General features: G+C 70.3%; 12 protein-coding genes. 5 read left to right on the top strand and 7 right to left on the bottom strand.

Annotated features, from left to right (window positions below; all coding sequences use genetic code 11):
- Positions 1 to 90: 90 nt before the first annotated feature.
- Entirely contained in the window at positions 91 to 1,545 is a 1,455-nt protein-coding gene (locus tag Sco07f_RS09450) for an MFS transporter (RefSeq protein ID WP_108987540.1), read from the top strand.
- Here Sco07f_RS09450 and Sco07f_RS09445 read toward each other — a convergent pair.
- Positions 1,512 to 2,108 (bottom strand): TetR/AcrR family transcriptional regulator, encoded by a 597-nt coding sequence (locus Sco07f_RS09445; protein ID WP_054102264.1) that lies wholly within the window; start codon positions 2,106 to 2,108, stop codon positions 1,512 to 1,514. The two genes, Sco07f_RS09450 and Sco07f_RS09445, sit on opposite strands and share 34 nt — an antisense overlap.
- Positions 2,109 to 2,300: 192 nt before the next feature.
- On the opposite strand from Sco07f_RS09445, the gene Sco07f_RS09440 reads away from it, so the two are divergent.
- From Sco07f_RS09440 to Sco07f_RS09430, 3 genes are all read left to right on the top strand, one after another.
- The gene (locus Sco07f_RS09440) at positions 2,301 to 3,866 is read left to right on the top strand and encodes a class I adenylate-forming enzyme family protein (RefSeq protein WP_108987539.1); all 1,566 of its coding nucleotides are present in this window, start codon (positions 2,301 to 2,303) and stop codon (positions 3,864 to 3,866) included.
- A 24-nt stretch (positions 3,867 to 3,890) separates the two neighbouring features.
- Positions 3,891 to 5,096, top strand: a complete 1,206-nt coding sequence (locus tag Sco07f_RS09435) for an acyl-CoA dehydrogenase family protein (RefSeq protein WP_108987538.1) — start codon at positions 3,891 to 3,893, stop codon at positions 5,094 to 5,096.
- A 228-nt stretch (positions 5,097 to 5,324) separates the two neighbouring features.
- A complete protein-coding gene (locus tag Sco07f_RS09430) occupies positions 5,325 to 7,427 on the top strand; it encodes a SpoIIE family protein phosphatase (RefSeq protein WP_244942016.1) in 2,103 nt (700 codons plus the stop codon).
- Between the two features lie 141 nt (positions 7,428 to 7,568).
- On the opposite strand, the gene Sco07f_RS09425 is transcribed toward Sco07f_RS09430, so the two are convergent.
- Positions 7,569 to 8,996, bottom strand: coding sequence for a non-reducing end alpha-L-arabinofuranosidase family hydrolase (locus Sco07f_RS09425; RefSeq protein WP_087789257.1), 1,428 nt, complete (start codon positions 8,994 to 8,996; stop codon positions 7,569 to 7,571).
- Between the two features lie 491 nt (positions 8,997 to 9,487).
- Here Sco07f_RS09425 and Sco07f_RS09420 point away from each other — a divergent pair, with 491 nt between their 5' ends.
- Positions 9,488 to 10,927, top strand: coding sequence for an endo-1,4-beta-xylanase (locus Sco07f_RS09420; protein WP_108987537.1), 1,440 nt, complete (start codon positions 9,488 to 9,490; stop codon positions 10,925 to 10,927).
- 484 nt (positions 10,928 to 11,411) lie between these two features.
- Here Sco07f_RS09420 and Sco07f_RS09415 read toward each other — a convergent pair whose 3' ends face one another.
- The 5 genes from Sco07f_RS09415 to Sco07f_RS09395 all read right to left on the bottom strand — a co-directional run bounded on the left by Sco07f_RS09415 (position 11,412) and on the right by Sco07f_RS09395 (position 15,651).
- The gene (locus Sco07f_RS09415) at positions 11,412 to 11,948 is read right to left on the bottom strand and encodes a hypothetical protein (protein WP_159106933.1); all 537 of its coding nucleotides are present in this window, start codon (positions 11,946 to 11,948) and stop codon (positions 11,412 to 11,414) included.
- Between the two features lie 29 nt (positions 11,949 to 11,977).
- Positions 11,978 to 12,277: a hypothetical protein gene (locus Sco07f_RS09410; protein WP_143666017.1), complete on the bottom strand. Its 300-nt coding sequence runs from the start codon at positions 12,275 to 12,277 to the stop codon at positions 11,978 to 11,980.
- A 206-nt stretch (positions 12,278 to 12,483) separates the two neighbouring features.
- Complete coding sequence (locus tag Sco07f_RS09405; protein ID WP_108987535.1) at positions 12,484 to 12,774, bottom strand: CdiA C-terminal domain-containing protein; 291 nt, start codon at positions 12,772 to 12,774, stop codon at positions 12,484 to 12,486.
- Between the two features lie 46 nt (positions 12,775 to 12,820).
- Positions 12,821 to 13,906, bottom strand: coding sequence for an RHS repeat-associated core domain-containing protein (locus tag Sco07f_RS40535; RefSeq protein ID WP_244942015.1), 1,086 nt, complete (start codon positions 13,904 to 13,906; stop codon positions 12,821 to 12,823).
- A 770-nt stretch (positions 13,907 to 14,676) separates the two neighbouring features.
- Positions 14,677 to 15,651, bottom strand: coding sequence for a helix-turn-helix transcriptional regulator (locus tag Sco07f_RS09395; RefSeq protein ID WP_108987533.1), 975 nt, complete (start codon positions 15,649 to 15,651; stop codon positions 14,677 to 14,679).
- Positions 15,652 to 15,774: the final 123 nt, after the last annotated feature.

The following is a 15,774-nucleotide window of genomic DNA, read 5'->3' as shown; positions in this document are numbered from 1 at the left end:
CTCCAGGGTCTTGAACAATGACGCCGCTAACGTACAACCTGTTCGACATCGGGGGACAGAGTCCTTCCTCCAGAACCGCAGGAGAGCCCCATGGTCGAACCGTCCACGCCCGCGCCGCCGCGTGAGCCCGTCACGGCACCACCGCGCCGCCCGGCGTTCGACCGCCGACGGGCCTGGCTGATCACCGCGATGATCGTGGCGTTCATGCTGATCAACTACGCGGACAAGTCCGTCCTGGGCCTGGCGGCCGTGCCGATCATGGACGAGCTGGAGATCAGCAACAGCACGTACGGGATGATCTCCAGCTCGTTCGCCCTGCTGTTCAGCCTGTCCGGGCTGGTCGTCGGCTTCGTGTCGGCGCGCGTCTCCAGCCGGGTCCTGCTGTTCACGATGGCCGTCGTCTGGGCCGTCGCCCAACTGCCGGTGCTGTTCGTGGCGTCGGTGCCCGCGCTGGTGGCGGGGCGGGTGCTGCTCGGCGCGGCGGAGGGCCCGGCGGCCTCGATGTCGATGCACGCCCTGTACAAGTGGTTCCCCGCGAACCTGCGCGGCCTGCCGTCGGCGCTGCAGATCAGCGGTGCGGCCCTGGGCACGCTGTTCGCGGCGCCGGTCGTGACCTGGCTGATCACCGCCTTCGGCTGGCGCTCCGCCTTCGTGGTGCTCGCGGTGACGAGCACGGTGTGGAGCCTGGTCTGGTGGAAGGTGGGGCACGACGGCCCCTACGGCGAGGACAGCGCGCCGGGCACCCGCACCCGGGCACCGCGCGACCACGCTCCCGCGCCGCGTGACCACGCCCCCGCTCCGCACGACCGCGACGGCGCCCTCGCCCCGGCCCCGGCCTCAGCCACGACCCCGGCCCCTGCCCCGCGGGAGCGGCTGCCGTACCGGCGCCTGCTGCTGAACGGCACGGTGCTCGGCAGCATCGCCGGGGCGTTCGGCGCTTCCTGGGCGCTGGCGTTGAGCCACGCCTGGCTGCCCGTCTACCTGCGCACCCGGCTCGAACTGACGCCGGGCGGCGCCGCCGCCGTGATCAGCGCGATCTCCGCGTTCAGCCTGGTGCTGCTGCTGTCGGTGCCGCCGCTGGTGGACCGGCTGCGCCGCCGAGGCCGCTCCGCCCGCTGGACGAGCGGCGCCCCGCAGGGGATCGCGGTGCTCCTGGCGGCCCTGGCCATGGCCGCCCTTCCGTTCGTCGACGGCCCGGCGCCCCATCTCGTCCTGCTCGGCCTGGCGTTCGGCGGCCACGCCATCGTCTTCCCGCTGCACTACATGACCGCGTCCGCCGTCGTCCCGCCGGTGCAGCGCGGGGCGGTGTTCGGCGTCGTCGCGGCGACCGGCACCCTCCCGGGCCTCGTCGCCCCCTATGTCACCGGGCACCTGCTGGACTCCGCCGACTCCCCCGGCGCCGGCTACACCCACGCCTTCCTGCTGTCCGCCGCCGTCATGCTGGTCTGCGGGCTCCTCGCCCTGGCCGCCATCCGGCCGGAGCGCGACGCGCGGCGCCTGAACCCGGCTCCTCAGGCGGAGGGTTCGAAGCCGCTGGCCCAGTAGCGTCCGCGCATCGCCAGGTCGAGCAGCATCCGCACGACCTCCTCGGCGGGCAGGGACGGCGTCTCCTGCTCCACCCACCAGCGCAGCACGCCGAGCTGCTCGCCCACCCACACCCGGGCGAGCAGCTCGGGGTCGATGCGCGGCTCCACGGCGTTGCGCTCCGCTCGGGCGCGGAACTCCTCGGCCGTCGCGCGTGCGCAGGCGTCGGCGAACATCTGGAGCGGCTTGCCGTCGCCCTCGCCGCGCAGCACGATCCGGTACAGGTCGCGCTCCTCGCGCGCGTGCCGCAGCATCTCCAGGACCGGCTTGCCGGTGAAGCCGACCGCGCTGTCGGCGACCGCCGGGGCCAGCCGCTCGGAGAGCCCGGCCAGCAGGTCGGCCGTCACGCGGGCGAACAGGTCCTCCTTGTCCCGGAAGTGGGCGTAGAAGGTGGCGCGGGCCACGTCCGCCCGCTCGGTGATGTCCTCCACCGTCAGCGCGGTGAAGCCGCGCTCCAGGACCAGTTCGATCAGGGCCGCCCCCAGGGCACGGCGTGACCGCCTCGTCCGTCTGTCCTCGGCCATGAGCCCCTCCTCCGTCGTCCGGCCCGGTGCGGTGCCCAGTGTAGGAGACTCTTGACACCCCAGAAGTTATTGAACACTCTGTATGTAAACAGCCTCATTGTTAACTTCCTGAAGTCCCTCAGCCCCTCAGCGCAGAAGCCCAGAAACCCAGAAGCCCAGAAGTCTCCGTCCTCGTTCACGGAAGCAGGCCCCATGAATCTCGGCACCTACCTGACCCGCAGTGCCCGCTACTGGCCCGAATCCCCGGCCCTCGTCTGCGGCGACCGTTCCTGGACGTTCGCGGAACTGGACCGTGCGACCGGCCGTCTGGCCTCCGCCCTCTCCGCCCGCGGCCTGCGCCCCGGCGACGCGGTGGCCTCGCTCGCCTGGAACCGCGGCGAGCTGGTGGAGGTGGAGTTCGCCCTGTACAAGGCCGGGTTGACCCGCGCGCCGATCAACGCACGCCTCGGCCGGGGCGAGGTGGAGCACATCCTGCGCTACGCCCCGGTCCGCGCCCTGATCTTCGACGCGGCCCACCGCGAGGACGCCCTCGCCGCCATCGCCGCGTCCGGCACCGGCTGCCTGCCCGTACCGCTGGACGCACCGGCGGACCCGGGCCCGGACGAGATCCCGTACCCGGCCCTCCTCCAAGAGGGCGACGACGCAGGGAGCTTGGTGGAGGTGGACGAGGACACGCCCTGCGTCCTGAACTTCACCTCCGGGTCCACCGGGGCCCTGAAGGCCGCCGTGCAGACCGTCGGCAACCGGCTCGCCAACATGCGCAAGCTGCTGATGTCCGACGAGTCCCGGCCCCGCCCCGGCACCCGCTACCTCGCCTGCGGCCCCATCACCCACGCCACCGGAATGGGCCTGCTGGCGGGCGTCTTCGGCGGCTCGACGACGTACGTCCTGCCGGCCTGGAGCCCGAAGGCCTTCCTGGAGACGGTCGAGCGGGAACGCATCACCGCCACCTTCCTCGTGCCGGCCATGGTGAACACGGTCCTCGCCCACCCCGGGGCCGCCGGCCACGACCTCTCCTCCCTCACCAGCGTGCGCGTCGGCGGCGCGCCCATCTCCCCGCGGCGCCTGCGCGACGCGGTCGAGTTCTTCGGCCCCGTCCTCGCCCAGGGCTACGGCCTCGGCGAGACCACCAGCGTGGTCGCGGGCCTGAGCGGCGCGGAGATCGCGCACGCCGTGAAGGAGGACGCGGAGCTGCTCCAGTCGTGCGGCCGGGCGATGTACGACACCGAACTGCGCGTCGTCGACGAGGCGGGCCGGGAGCTGGCCCCGCGCGAGGTCGGCGAGGTCATCGTGCGCGGACCCGACTGCGTACGGGAGTACTGGCGGGAGCCGGAGCTGTCGGCCGAGACGTTCCGCGACGGCTGGGTGCACACCGGCGACCTGGCGTGGATGCGGGAGGACGGCTACCTCTTCCTCGTCGACCGCAAGAAGGACATGATCATCTCGGGCGGCTTCAACATCTACTGCACCGAGGTCGAGGCCGCCCTCTACGAGCACCCCGCCGTCCAGGAGGCGTGTGTCGTCGGCGTCCCGGACGAGCAGTGGGGCGAGGCCGTCAAGGCCGTCGTGGTCCGCCGTGCCGGGTCCGAGGCCACCGCCGACGAGCTGATCGCCTTCTGCGCCGACCGCCTGGACCGCTTCAAGAAGCCGCGCTCCGTCGAGTTCACGGCCTCGCTCCCCCACAACCGCAACGGCAAGCTCGACCGCAAGGCCGTCCGCGAACCGTACTGGGCCGACGCCACCCGCCGCGTCAACTGATTCATCTCTCACAGGAGTTACGCAGTGACCTTCTCCCTCCACCCCGCTTACGACGACCCGCGCACCGCCGAACTGGTCGAGCGCCTGCGCGACTACCTGGACGGCGAGCTGGCCGACTACGAGCGCGACCGCGGCATCACCCGCGCCACCCGCCTCACCCGCGCCGACCTCGAACCGGTCTGGCGGCGCAGCCGCGAACTGGGCTTCTACGGCATCCACCTGCCCGAGGAGTACGGCGGCCAGAACCTCACGTACACCCAACTGGCCGCTCTCAAGGAGGAGGTGGGCGCCTCCGGACGCGTCCTGTCCCACTGCGTGCTGGGCGACATGGGCGGGCCGCTGCGCGCCGGCGACATCCTCAAGCACGCCACCCCGTACCAGCTGGACACCTACCTGCGGCCACTGATCCGCGGCGAACGGGCCTGCTGCTTCTCCCTCACCGAGACCGACGCGGGGTCCGACGTCCGCTCCATGCGCACCGTCGCCGTGCGCGACACCGGCGGCGACCGCGACGGCTACCGGCTGACCGGGCACAAGGTGTTCTCCTCCGCCGGCCCCTTCGCCGACTTCGCGATCGTCGTCGCCCGGATGGCCGGGACCGGCGAGCAGGAGGGTGACAAGCCCCGCTTCTCCGCCTTCCTCGTGGACCTCGACAGCCCCGGCTGCCGCGTCGAGGACGGCGCGACGCCGATGTCCGGCGAGCACATCGAGAGCGACGTCGTCCTCGACGACTGCTACGTCCCCGCCGCGAACCTCCTGGGCGAGGAGGGCGCGGGCATGCGCATCGCGCTGGGCCGGGTCACCACCAACCGCCTCCTGCACTGCCCCACCGTGCTGGGCGCCACCCGCCGCGCCCTCCGGCTCACCCTGGACCGGACCCGCACCCGCCAGGTCGCCGGCCAGCCCCTGCTCATGCTCCAGGCCATCCAGCACAAGGTCGCCGACATGGCCACCGAGCTGTACGCCGCGCGCTCCATGACCTACGCCGCGCTCACCGCCCTCGACCAGGGCCGGGAGGTCCCGGCCGAGGCGTTCATGTGCAAGCTGTTCGTCGGCGAGTCCGCCTTCCGCATCCTCGACCAGGCCGTGCAGATCCACGGCAAGGAGGGGCTCACCCAGGGCAACGAGGTGGAGTACCTGTTCCGCAAGATCCGCATGTTCCGCGTACTGACCGGAACCTCCGAGATCCAGCGCAACGGCATCGCCAAGCTCCTCGCCTTCCAGCACTGAACCCTCCCGTCCGGTCCGGCCGATGCCCAAGGGCGCGGACGACCCGCACCGAGGGACGGCTCGAGCCCGGGGGCCGGGAGGGAGCCCGTCACGGTCGACATGACCATGATGGACGGGTTCAGCCCGGTTTCGCCGCGCCCCGGTCGGCCGCGTTGTGGGACCATCGGAGGACCCACTCCCGTCGGAACCGACGGCGAGGCTGGTGACCAACCGGTATCGGTGGTGCACATGAGCCAGGACGGGCCCCTGAGGACCATCGGTCTCGACGCCTTCGACGCGGCGCTCACGGCCGTCGTCATCACGCACGGACCCGAACACCGGATCGCCTACACCAACCCGTCCCACCGGAACATGTTCGGCGACCGCCCCCTGGGCACGCCGGTGCGCGAGGCGTTCCCCGATCTGGCCCGGACCGCGTACTTCGACACCCTCGACCGGGTGCTGGCCACCGGCCGTGCCGAGGTGCTCACGGCCGCTCCCGCCGCCCTCACCGGTTCCGGAACCGAGAAGCGGCCGTCATACGCCGGCTGCAGTGTGTCGCGGCTGACCTCGGCCGACGGAACGCCCGGGATCCTCGGGGTGTGGCTGGAGATGACCGAACAGATGACCGAGGCGGAGCGGATCCGCATCGTGGCCGAGGAACGCCGACGCGCCTTGCTGCGGTACGCCGGCCTGGTCACCGCCGCCGGTTCGCAGGTGATCTGGGTGATGGCCCCCCGCGGCGGGGTCGTCGAGCGCAGCCCCGGCTGGGAGCAGATGACGGGGCAGCGCTGGGAGGAGTACCGGGGCGACGGTTGGGCGGAGGTCATCCACCCCGACGACCGGGAGCCGGTCCTGCGGGACTGGTACCGGGCGCTCGCCGAGGTGCCGCCCCGGTTCACCGTCTCCTACCGGGTGCGCACGGTCGACGGGAGCTTCCGGCGCGTCTCCGTCGAGGCCGCGCCCGTCATCGACGGCGACGAGGTGCTGGAGTGGGTGGGCACCTGCCGGGACGTCGAGCAGGAGTGGCAGGAGACACGCCGCGAGGAGCTTCTGGCCCGTGCCAGTGCCGCCAGCGCCGGGATCATGCGGCTGGAGGAGATGCTCCTCGCTCTCACCCGTGTGATCGTGCCCGCCGTGGCCGACAGCTGCACCGTCTACCTCCTCCCCCAGGCACTGCCCCACCCGGGCGGTACCCGGTCGGCCGAACGCGTCGCCGCCACCACCCGGCCGGACCTGCCCGAGCTGCCACCGCACCGGGAGGAGCACCTGAGCCCCGGCAGTCCCCTGGCACGCGCCGTCGAGCAACGTGCTCCCGTCCACGCCGTCTTCCCGCCCGGTTCGCCCCCGCCCCAGCTCGCCCCGTCGGGTGAGGAGCCCTGGCTGGCGGCCGGAGCGAACAGCGTGATCCTGCTGCCCGTCGTCGTCGAAGGAACGGTCGCGGCCCTGGTCACGGCCTCCGTGAGCGGGAACCGCCCGCCCCTGGGCCGACCGGAGAGCGAACTCCTGAGGCTTGTCCTGAAGCAGGCCCACGCACCGCTCCGCAGCGCCCTGGAGTACCAGCGCACCAAACAGGTGGCACTGGCCCTCCAGCGCAGCCTGCTCACCGACCCACCGGACCTGCCCGACCTGGAGCTCGCCGTCCGCTACCGGCCCAGCAACGCCGCGGCCGAGGTCGGCGGGGACTGGTACGACTCCTTCTCGCCGACCGACGGAACCCTCGTGCTCACCGTCGGAGACGTCACCGGGCACGACCTGCCCGCAGCGGTCAACATGAGCCAGCTGCGCAACATGCTGCGCGGGCTCGCCCTGGACCGCCGGGAATCCACCGGCGACGTCCTGCGCCGCCTGGACCTGTCCGTGCAGACCCTGTATCTCGAGTGCACGGCGACCTGCATCCTCGGCCGCGTGGAGCGGGAGGCCACCGGCCTCTTCACGTTCCACTACTCGGTGGCCGGGCACCCGCCACCCCTCCTCGTCGGGGCCGACGGCACCGCCCGCTTCCTCACCGAGGCCCAGGACCCGCTCCTCGGCCTCGTCCCGGACCCCCACTACGTCAGCGCGGCCGAAACCCTGCCCACAGGTTCCACACTGCTGCTGTACACCGACGGACTCGTCGAGCGGCGCGACGAGGACATCGACGTCAGCCTCGAACGGCTGCGCCGACACGCCATCGACGCGGCACGGCTGCCACTGGACGACTTCTGCGACGCGCTCCTGGCAACGGTCCCCGCCGCCGACGGCGACGACGACGTGGCCGTCGTGGCACTGCGAACCCCCGCACCCTGTGAGAGGCCTGCCACCACCGAGCGGGTCCAGCCTCCGCACGGGCCGCGGGCTCGGCCGACATGACCACCGCGCCCGGGCCGTCGGGGCGCGCCCCGCACACCGGCATGGCCCTGCCGGCCCTCGTCCACGCCCTGCTCACCGCGGGGTGGGAGGCACCCCGGCCGGGCGGCCGGCCGGGGTGCCTCCCACCGTGGACGCCGAGGGTCAGCGCCGGAGGGTGAGGACGCCCGGCCGCCACGGCAGCCGGTTGTACTCGCCGCCCGCCGCGGGGTCCTTGCCCTGGTAGAGGAACTGCAGGTTGCAGGGGTCGATGGTCATCGTCTGGTCGGGGTTGTCGCGGACCAGGTCACCGTGGCTGATGTCGTTGGTCCAGGTGGCGCCGCTGTTGGCCCGGCCCGCGAAGGGGTTGCTCTCACTGGCGGCCTGCGGGGTCCACGACCCGTTCAGGCTGGAGGCTGTGAAGGAACGGAAGTAGCGCCCGTTCGCCCCCATCGCCTCGACGATCATGAGGTACTGGTTCTGGCCCTTGACCTTGTAGACCTGTACGCCCTCGAACAGGTTGGCCTTCGTGTCGCTCATGATCGTCGTGTACGAGGAGCCGAAGTTCCCCGGGAAGTTCCCGATCGGCATGCTCGCCCGGTAGATCTTGCCGTTGTCACCGGCGAAGAACAGGTACATGTTCTGGCCGTCGGCGATCAGCGTCTGGTCGATCGGCCCGGTGTCGGAGCCGGAGATGCTCCCGGTGAACAGCGGCTGCGGCGCGGACCAGCCGTTGGGGTTGGTGGGGTCGCTCGACGTGCGGTAGATGAAGGGCCACGCACCCCACTGGTACGCCAGCACCCAGATGTTCTTGGGCGCGAAGTAGAACAGCGTGGGCGCCACCGCGGCCTGGCTCATCCCGGTCTGGCCGGCCGATGCCATGTCCGACCAGTTCGTGAAGGGACTGAACATCATCGAGCCGTACGACGACCCCGACACGTTCGACGCGTAGACCAGGTGCCTGCCGTTGTGCGTCACGGTGGTGAAGTCCTTCACCGCGGCCCATCCGTTCGCCGGCTGGGCCAGGACACCCGTCGAGGACCACCGGTACGTCGACGGGAGGGCGCACGTGCCGTCCGTCGGCGGCGTCCCGGTCAGACCGGTCCACTTCTGGTTGCTGCCGCCGTTGCACGTCCACAGCTGCACCGCCGCGCCGTTGGCCGTACCGTTGTCCTTCACGTCCAGGCACAGCCCGGACTCCACGCCGACGACCGTGCCGTCGGAGTTCACCCGCCACTGCTGGTTCGCGGCACCGCTGCAGCTCCAGATCTGCACCCGGGTACCGGCCGTGGTGGCGTGGTCCGGGACGTCCAGGCACTTGTTGCCGTACACGGTCAACTGGCTGGAATCCGTCAGCGTCCACTGCTGGTTGGTCCCGCCCCAGCAGTCGTAGATCTGCAGGTACGTGCCGTTGGTCTGCTCGGCGCCCACCACATCGAGACACCGGCCCGAACCGACACCGCGCAAGGCGCCGCTGTCAGCCGCCCGGGCCGGGGCGGTGGCGACGAGCATCGCCGCCAACGCGGTCAGGGCCGCGACCACGGCGGCGAGTGCCACAGACGGACGTCTGCGACTGAAACTTCCTCTGAGCATGGGGACTTCCTCAACCTCGAGACGAAGAGAGCACGGAGATTGGCAGGAGCATGACAGGCGTTCGGTATATCGAACCCCTGTCGAAGTATCGAGCAGCCTGAATGATAGAGAGCCGGTGAGTGACGTCAATACCTCCCGCATACGTCGACATCGATGTCGAAACATTCGCGATATCCCGGGGGCGAAACGTCGCACGTCACACCACCCGATGGCCGACATGCGACCCATCGACTTCATCCGACGATGCTCATCAGGAGTGATCTCGAGGGTTCAGCGCCCGACTCACCGCGCACCCGAAAGTTTCGGACCAGGAACAGAAACTTTTCTCGCGGGAAGTCTTGACGATGCATCATCAACAGCTCAATCATCCTGTCTGGAAAACCGGCCGCAGATCGACATCTCGAACAGCGCAAGCCCTCGGGGCAATCCGTACCGGCCGGGCCCGCCCCGCGCTCCAGTCCTTCCGTGATGTCCACCTTGGAGGCACATCAATGGGCTCGTACGCCCTCCCCAGATCCGCCGTCCGGCGGAAACTCCGCGGCCTGCTGCTGGCGCTGGTCGTCGGCGCCACCGCTACGGCCACCGCACTGGTCACGCCGTCGACCGCCCAAGCCGCCGAGAGCACGCTCGGCGCAGCGGCGGCGCAGAGCGGCCGCTACTTCGGTGTCGCCATCGCCTCGGGCAGGCTGGGCGACTCGACGTACGCGTCGATCGCGAACCGTGAGTTCAACTCGGTGACGGCCGAGAACGAGATGAAGATCGACGCCACCGAACCGCAGCGGGGGCAGTTCAACTTCAGCGCCGCCGACCGCGTCTACAACTGGGCGGTGCAGAACGGCAAGGAGGTGCGCGGTCACACCCTGGCCTGGCACTCCCAGCAGCCCGGCTGGATGCAGAACCTCAGCGGCAACGATCTGCGCCAGGCGATGATCGGCCACATCAACGGCGTGATGGCCCACTACAAGGGCAAGATCGCCCAGTGGGACGTGGTCAACGAGGCCTTCGCCGACGGCAGTTCGGGCGCCCGGCGCGACTCCAACCTGCAACGCACCGGCAACGACTGGATCGAGGTCGCCTTCCGCACCGCTCGCGCGGCCGACCCGGACGCCAAGCTCTGCTACAACGACTACAACGTCGAGAACTGGAACTGGGCCAAGACCCAGGCCATGTACAACATGGTGCGGGACTTCAAGCAGCGCGGCGTGCCGATCGACTGCGTCGGCTTCCAGTCGCACTTCAACAGCGGCAGCCCCTACGACAGCAACTTCCGCACCACCCTTCAGAACTTCGCCGCCCTCGGCGTCGACGTGGCCGTCACCGAGCTCGACATCCAGGGTGCCTCGCCCACGACCTACGCCAACGTGGTCAACGACTGCCTGGCCGTGTCGCGTTGCCTCGGCATCACCGTCTGGGGTGTGCGCGACAGCGACTCCTGGCGCTCGGAGCACACGCCGCTGCTGTTCAACAACGACGGCAGCAAGAAGGCCGCCTACAGTGCCGTCCTCAACGCGCTCAACGACGGCGACACCTCGGAGCCGGAGCCGCCCGTGGAGGGCGGGCAGATCAAGGGCGTCGGCTCGGGCCGCTGCCTGGACGTGCCCAACGCCAGCACGAGCGACGGCACCCAGGTCCAGCTGTGGGACTGCCACAGCAACAGCAACCAGCAGTGGTCGTACACCGACGCCGGTGAACTCCGGGTCTACGGCGACAAGTGCCTGGACGCCGCCGGCACCGGCAACGGCGCCAAGGTCCAGATCTACAGCTGCTGGGGCGGCGACAACCAGAAGTGGCGCGTCAACTCCGACGGATCCATCGTCGGCGTCCAGTCCGGCCTCTGCCTCGACGCCGTCGGGACCGGCACCGCCAACGGCACGCAGATCCAGCTCTACTCCTGCACGAACGGCAGCAACCAACGCTGGACCCTCACCTGATCCAGCAGGACACCGTTGACGACCCCGGGCCGCCGCCACGATGGCGGCGGCCTGCGGGGCGCGCCCCATGGCCCCGAGAACGAACGTGCCGACCGCGGCCGCAGGGAGGTCCGTGAGGAGGTGCCACAGAGCCGGTACGGCCGCCGCTTCGAGGAAGCAGTGCGTCAGTGACTCCGGTACACCCGGTGCGCGGTGAAACGTGGCCGCGGCCCAAGTGCCCTGTGCCGCGGCGTCCAGCGCCCAGGCGACGGCGGACCCGGCAATCACGATGACGGGTGCCGAGGCCGGCCCGGTCAGCGGCTGCCCGACACGCCATTTCTCATGGGATCGGGGGCCGGCGCCGCCGGCCAACACGACGACGATCTCCATGCCGATACCCACCGGCCATCGCCGTCGGTGCGGCTCCGTTCGTCGATGCGTAGCCGTCCAGCCGGACGCGGGTACCACGCGTCACCACGTTCTCCCCCTCAGCCACAACTCATCATCACGGCACCGCGGTGGCGGACAGGGGAGCGTTCGGACGCCGGTCGTCGGTCAACTCGTCGAAGCACGACTCGTCGGTGGCCAATGCGGTGGAGCGGGTGAGGTTCCGCGCGCTGCTGTGACGGGCGTTGAGTATCCACCCTTGCTTCTTGTAGGTGGCCAGGACATAGGAGCCGCCTTCCGCAAGCGGTACTTCCTCCGAGGGCTGGGCTTCCCTCCAGCCGCGGGCACCCAAGACGGTGAGCAGGGCGTTGAAATCCTTGCGAGCGTCAGGGGAAGGGTAACCGGACGCGGACCACGACACCACGCACGGTGCCAGTTCGGCCGCCAGTTCGGACGACCGGCTGGGCGCCGGGAATCCCTTCGTGGTTTCCCCCTCGGGCAGTCCGGCGGCCGCTATGGCCTCGTTCAGGTCCGTCTGCACGGCCTTCTGGTCGAAAGGTGCCGGCGCATGCCCGGTGTCGGCGCTGCATCCGGTGACGAGTATCAACCCGGCGGCGGCCGCCGCTCGTCGGGCTCTCCCGGCGGTGGTTCGCATGTGCCTTTCCCTTGCAGGAGGACGGCTGGTCACCAGTCGTCGCCGATGTCGAAGTTGGCGGCGACGGGCATGCCGTCCCTCTCGAACGCGATCAGGAGGTAGGTCCCGAGGTCGTCGAGGCCGTCGTACAGCCTCTCGGCGAGTTCCCAGGTGGCCACCCGCTCGGAGCGGGAGACGGGGACGGCGTAGGCGGGAACCCTGTCGAGGGGCCGGCCCTCCTCCGGATCGTCCACGATGAGGTGGAAGCTGAGTTCGTCGTTCTCGAACCAGAAGCGGTAGCCGCCCGAGGCGTCCCGGCCATCGCCGTCGGTGTCAAAGGTGATCCCCATGACGCGTTCCACGTCGGCACGCAGTTCGCGGGCGAACACCGGGCAGTCCCATGCGGAGTGGGCCGGGCCGACACGGACGTCGAAATCTGCCTTGAATCCGGTCCCGAATGCTTCAAACCGTCCCACGCGTATGTCCTTGCACTTGAGGCGCGGGGGCCCGGTCCGTCCGAGGCCGGGCACCCGCGATCCGATGTACGAGTCGAGTGCTAGCCGACTTCCATGTCCAGCATATAGTTCCGCCCGAAGACGATCACTCGCTGCATGACCCGGCCCGGCTTGTTGAACTGCCGGAACGCCTCACGGGCGTCGTCCTCGCTCGTGCCGCTCTTGCGTGTGTCGATGACCACCAGATCGGTCTGCTGCTGTTTCTCCGAAGAGCGCAGCGCGTCCCGCATACGGGCCATCTTGTCGCTCTTCAGCGATTTGAAGTCGGCCCGCATGTCGTCGACCCACGCGTCACCCGCGTGCGGCGGTCTCTGGTCGTCGTTCCTGGACATCACCTTGTGGCCGTGAATGGCGAGGGTGAGCGCGATCTGGAATTCTTCATCCTCGGCGAAACCGAATTCGGACGCTCCCTTCTTGGTGTTCTTCCGCTTCCCAGGACTCGTCGATCCGCTCCATGATCTCCTCGGCCTCCTCGCGGGACGGACCCATCATTTCCATGAGGTCCTTGGCGAGGTTGTAGACGCCGCAGCCGTCTCTGGCTCCGCGGCGGCAGACGCTCTCGTCGATGTCCTCGATCTCCTCTTCGAGGTAGTTGGTGAGATCCCACTTGCCGTCGAGGATCTGGTTCACCCGCTCCTTGCGGAGCTTGGCGGCGATGTCCGCGTTGGTGAAGAGAATCTGTTCGAGGTAACGGCCGTATCGGGGTGCGTTCGCCGGAGCACTGCCGGATCTGCCGTCCTTCTGCACGTAGGCGGTGCCGGAGGTGGTGCTGGAGCCTCTCGGTTTCCAGCCCTTGGCCTTGGCCTGTTCCGCCGTGTCGGGGCGGCCGCCGGTGCAGGAGATCGCGCCGGTCCAGCAGTCGGCGAGGATGAGACCGCTCGGGTCGCTGAACGTGGTGGGATTGTTGTTGGCGTACGCGTAGCCGTTGAGGGACTGGTGCTGGTCGAGCGCCAGCATCGGGTCGACGCTGAGGAACTGACCGGTCGACGGGTCGTACTCACGGGCGCCGACGCTGGTGAGACCGGTGCCACTGTCGGCGGGCTTGCCCAGGAAGCCCTTGTCGTCGGGCCAAGTGCCCACTCCACCGCCGCGGGTGGCGCCGAACGGGGTGGTGTAGCGCCTGCTCAGCGCTTGGGTGCTGTCACCGCTGATCGCGAGGGTTCCGGTGCCGTGGTGGTCGGCCGAGAGGAACGTCAGTTTCTCGGTGCCGGAGGCGTTGCTGCGCAGGGCGATGGCGGCGCCCCCGACCGTGTAGGAGCGGTTGGCCCACTTCTTGCCGGCCTTGAGGTGGACCTCGGTAGCGCCGAGGTACAGGACGGTCTCGCCGTTCGCTGCGTTGTCACGGCGGATGAGGAGGGTGCCGTCGGCGTCGTACAGGTAACCGGTGGCAGTGGTGCCTTCGGTCAGCTCACTGAGGCGGCCCTCCTCGTTCCACAGCAGGGACTGCTTGGTGGTGGAGCCCACCGACTGAACGCGGGTCTCGGTGTTGCCCGTGTCGTCGTACGTGTACTGGGTGGCGGCGCTGTCGCAGGCGCCGGGCGCCGTCGACGTGGTGGTGGCTGTCAGCCGGTGGCTGCGGGCGGGGTCGTGGCAGTAGGTGGTGGTGACGTCGGATGCGCCGTGGTGGGTCTCGGTGGCGCGCTGGTCCGACGCGGTGTAGGTGTAGCTGCTCCAGTACGGGGCGGGGCCGCCGAGCTTGGCGGCGGTGCGGCCACTTTCGGAGCAGTCGGCCGTCTTGGGCGTCCATGCCTGGGTCAGGCGCCGCCGGCCGTCGTAGGCGAAGCACTGCTGGTCGGCGCCGGTGCCGGTGTCGACATGGTCGTGGATGGCCGTGACGTTGCCGCTCTGGTCGTAGCGGTATTCCAGATCCTGGACGGGCCCGCGGGTCTGGTCGTCGGTGGACTGGGTCAGCAGCCGCCCGGTGCCCGCTTCGTAGGTGCGGGAGATGAAGACGCGTTTCGCGGCGGTCGAGGTGCCGAGCCGGTACTGATGGACCTGGCCGAGCGCGGAGTAGTCGACGCCGAGCAGGTAGCCGCTGATGCCCGACTGCTGGACGGGCAGCCCGGCGTCGTTGTACAGAGTCTCGACCGTCTCGGCGGCCAGCCCGCCGGCCGCGGCCGGTGGGCGACGAGGGGCTCCGGGCCGGTGACCAACATGGCGCCCGTCGATGCGATGTCAGGGGGCGCGCCACCGAGCAGGAACTCCAGTCCGACCCCGCAGGGGTGGGGGAACCTTCAGGTCGGTGGCCGATAGCGGGCCGCGATCACCGTCGCGCGGTCGCGCAGGGCAGCGCGCAGCCACTGCGGGGCCTCCACCTCCGCGTACATGGCGTGCTCCCACAGCGCCCACTCCGCGTGCCGCGCGTCCTGGAAGACGACGTGCAGCCGGAGCCGGCCGTCCTCGTCGGTCTCCTCGGAGCGGACCTCCAGGGCGGTGGCGACCAGGGGCTCCCGGCGGGCGGGATCCACGCGGACCACCACGACGGTGGTGTCTCCGCCGGTCCGGAACCGCACGTTGCGTTCGCGCCAGGCCCGGTCCAGGTCGACCGTGTCCGAACGCTGCGCTGGTTCGTCGAGTTCCTCGGCCGCGAGGACCCGGCTCAACCGGTAGGTGCGGTCCTCGGTGCCCCGCTTGGCCAGCAGGTAGCCCTGGTCCCTGACGGTGACCAGGCCGATCGGGTCCACCGTGCGCCACGTCGGGGGCCGGCCAACCGCCTCGTAGTAGATGCGCAGTCTGTGCCCGGCGAACACCGCCCGCCGGACCTCGGCGGCGAGGGAGTCCGGGACCTCCTCGGGGGCCACGCGACGCGAGAGGAGGTCGGTCTCCGGGTCGATGAGCAGCCGCTGGGCCGCTCCGGCGGCGGTGTCCCGCAGCCCCTCGGGCAGCGCGTCGACCACTTTCAGCACGGCTGAGGCGAGCGCCGATCCCAGTCCGAACAGCTGCGCGCCGCGCCGTGATCCGGCGACCACGAGGGCGAGCGCCTCGTCGTGGTTCAGGCCGGTGAGCGCCGTCCGGAAGTCCGGCAGCAGCGCGAACCCGCCGTGCCGCCCGCGCTCCGCGTAGACCGGGACGCCCGCCGCGGAGAGGGCCTCCATGTCGCGCAGCACCGTCCGGGTCGACACCTCCAGCTCACGGGCGAGCGTCTCCGCGGTCGTCCGGCCGCGCTGACGCAGCAACAGGACCAGGGAAACCAGCCGGTCGGCGCGCATGGGGGAACCGTAGCGAAATACATGACCAAAGGTGTCACGTATTCCTGCCAGGGTTCATCGCACGACGTCAGAGCACGGCGGTCGCCCGAGCGATGGGCGGCATGCGCGGTGCCATGAAACGAA

Source organism: Streptomyces coelicoflavus, assembly GCF_003112555.1.
GTDB classification, from domain to species: domain Bacteria; phylum Actinomycetota; class Actinomycetes; order Streptomycetales; family Streptomycetaceae; genus Streptomyces; species Streptomyces coelicoflavus.
This window is presented reverse-complemented; position numbering and strand designations above follow the sequence as displayed.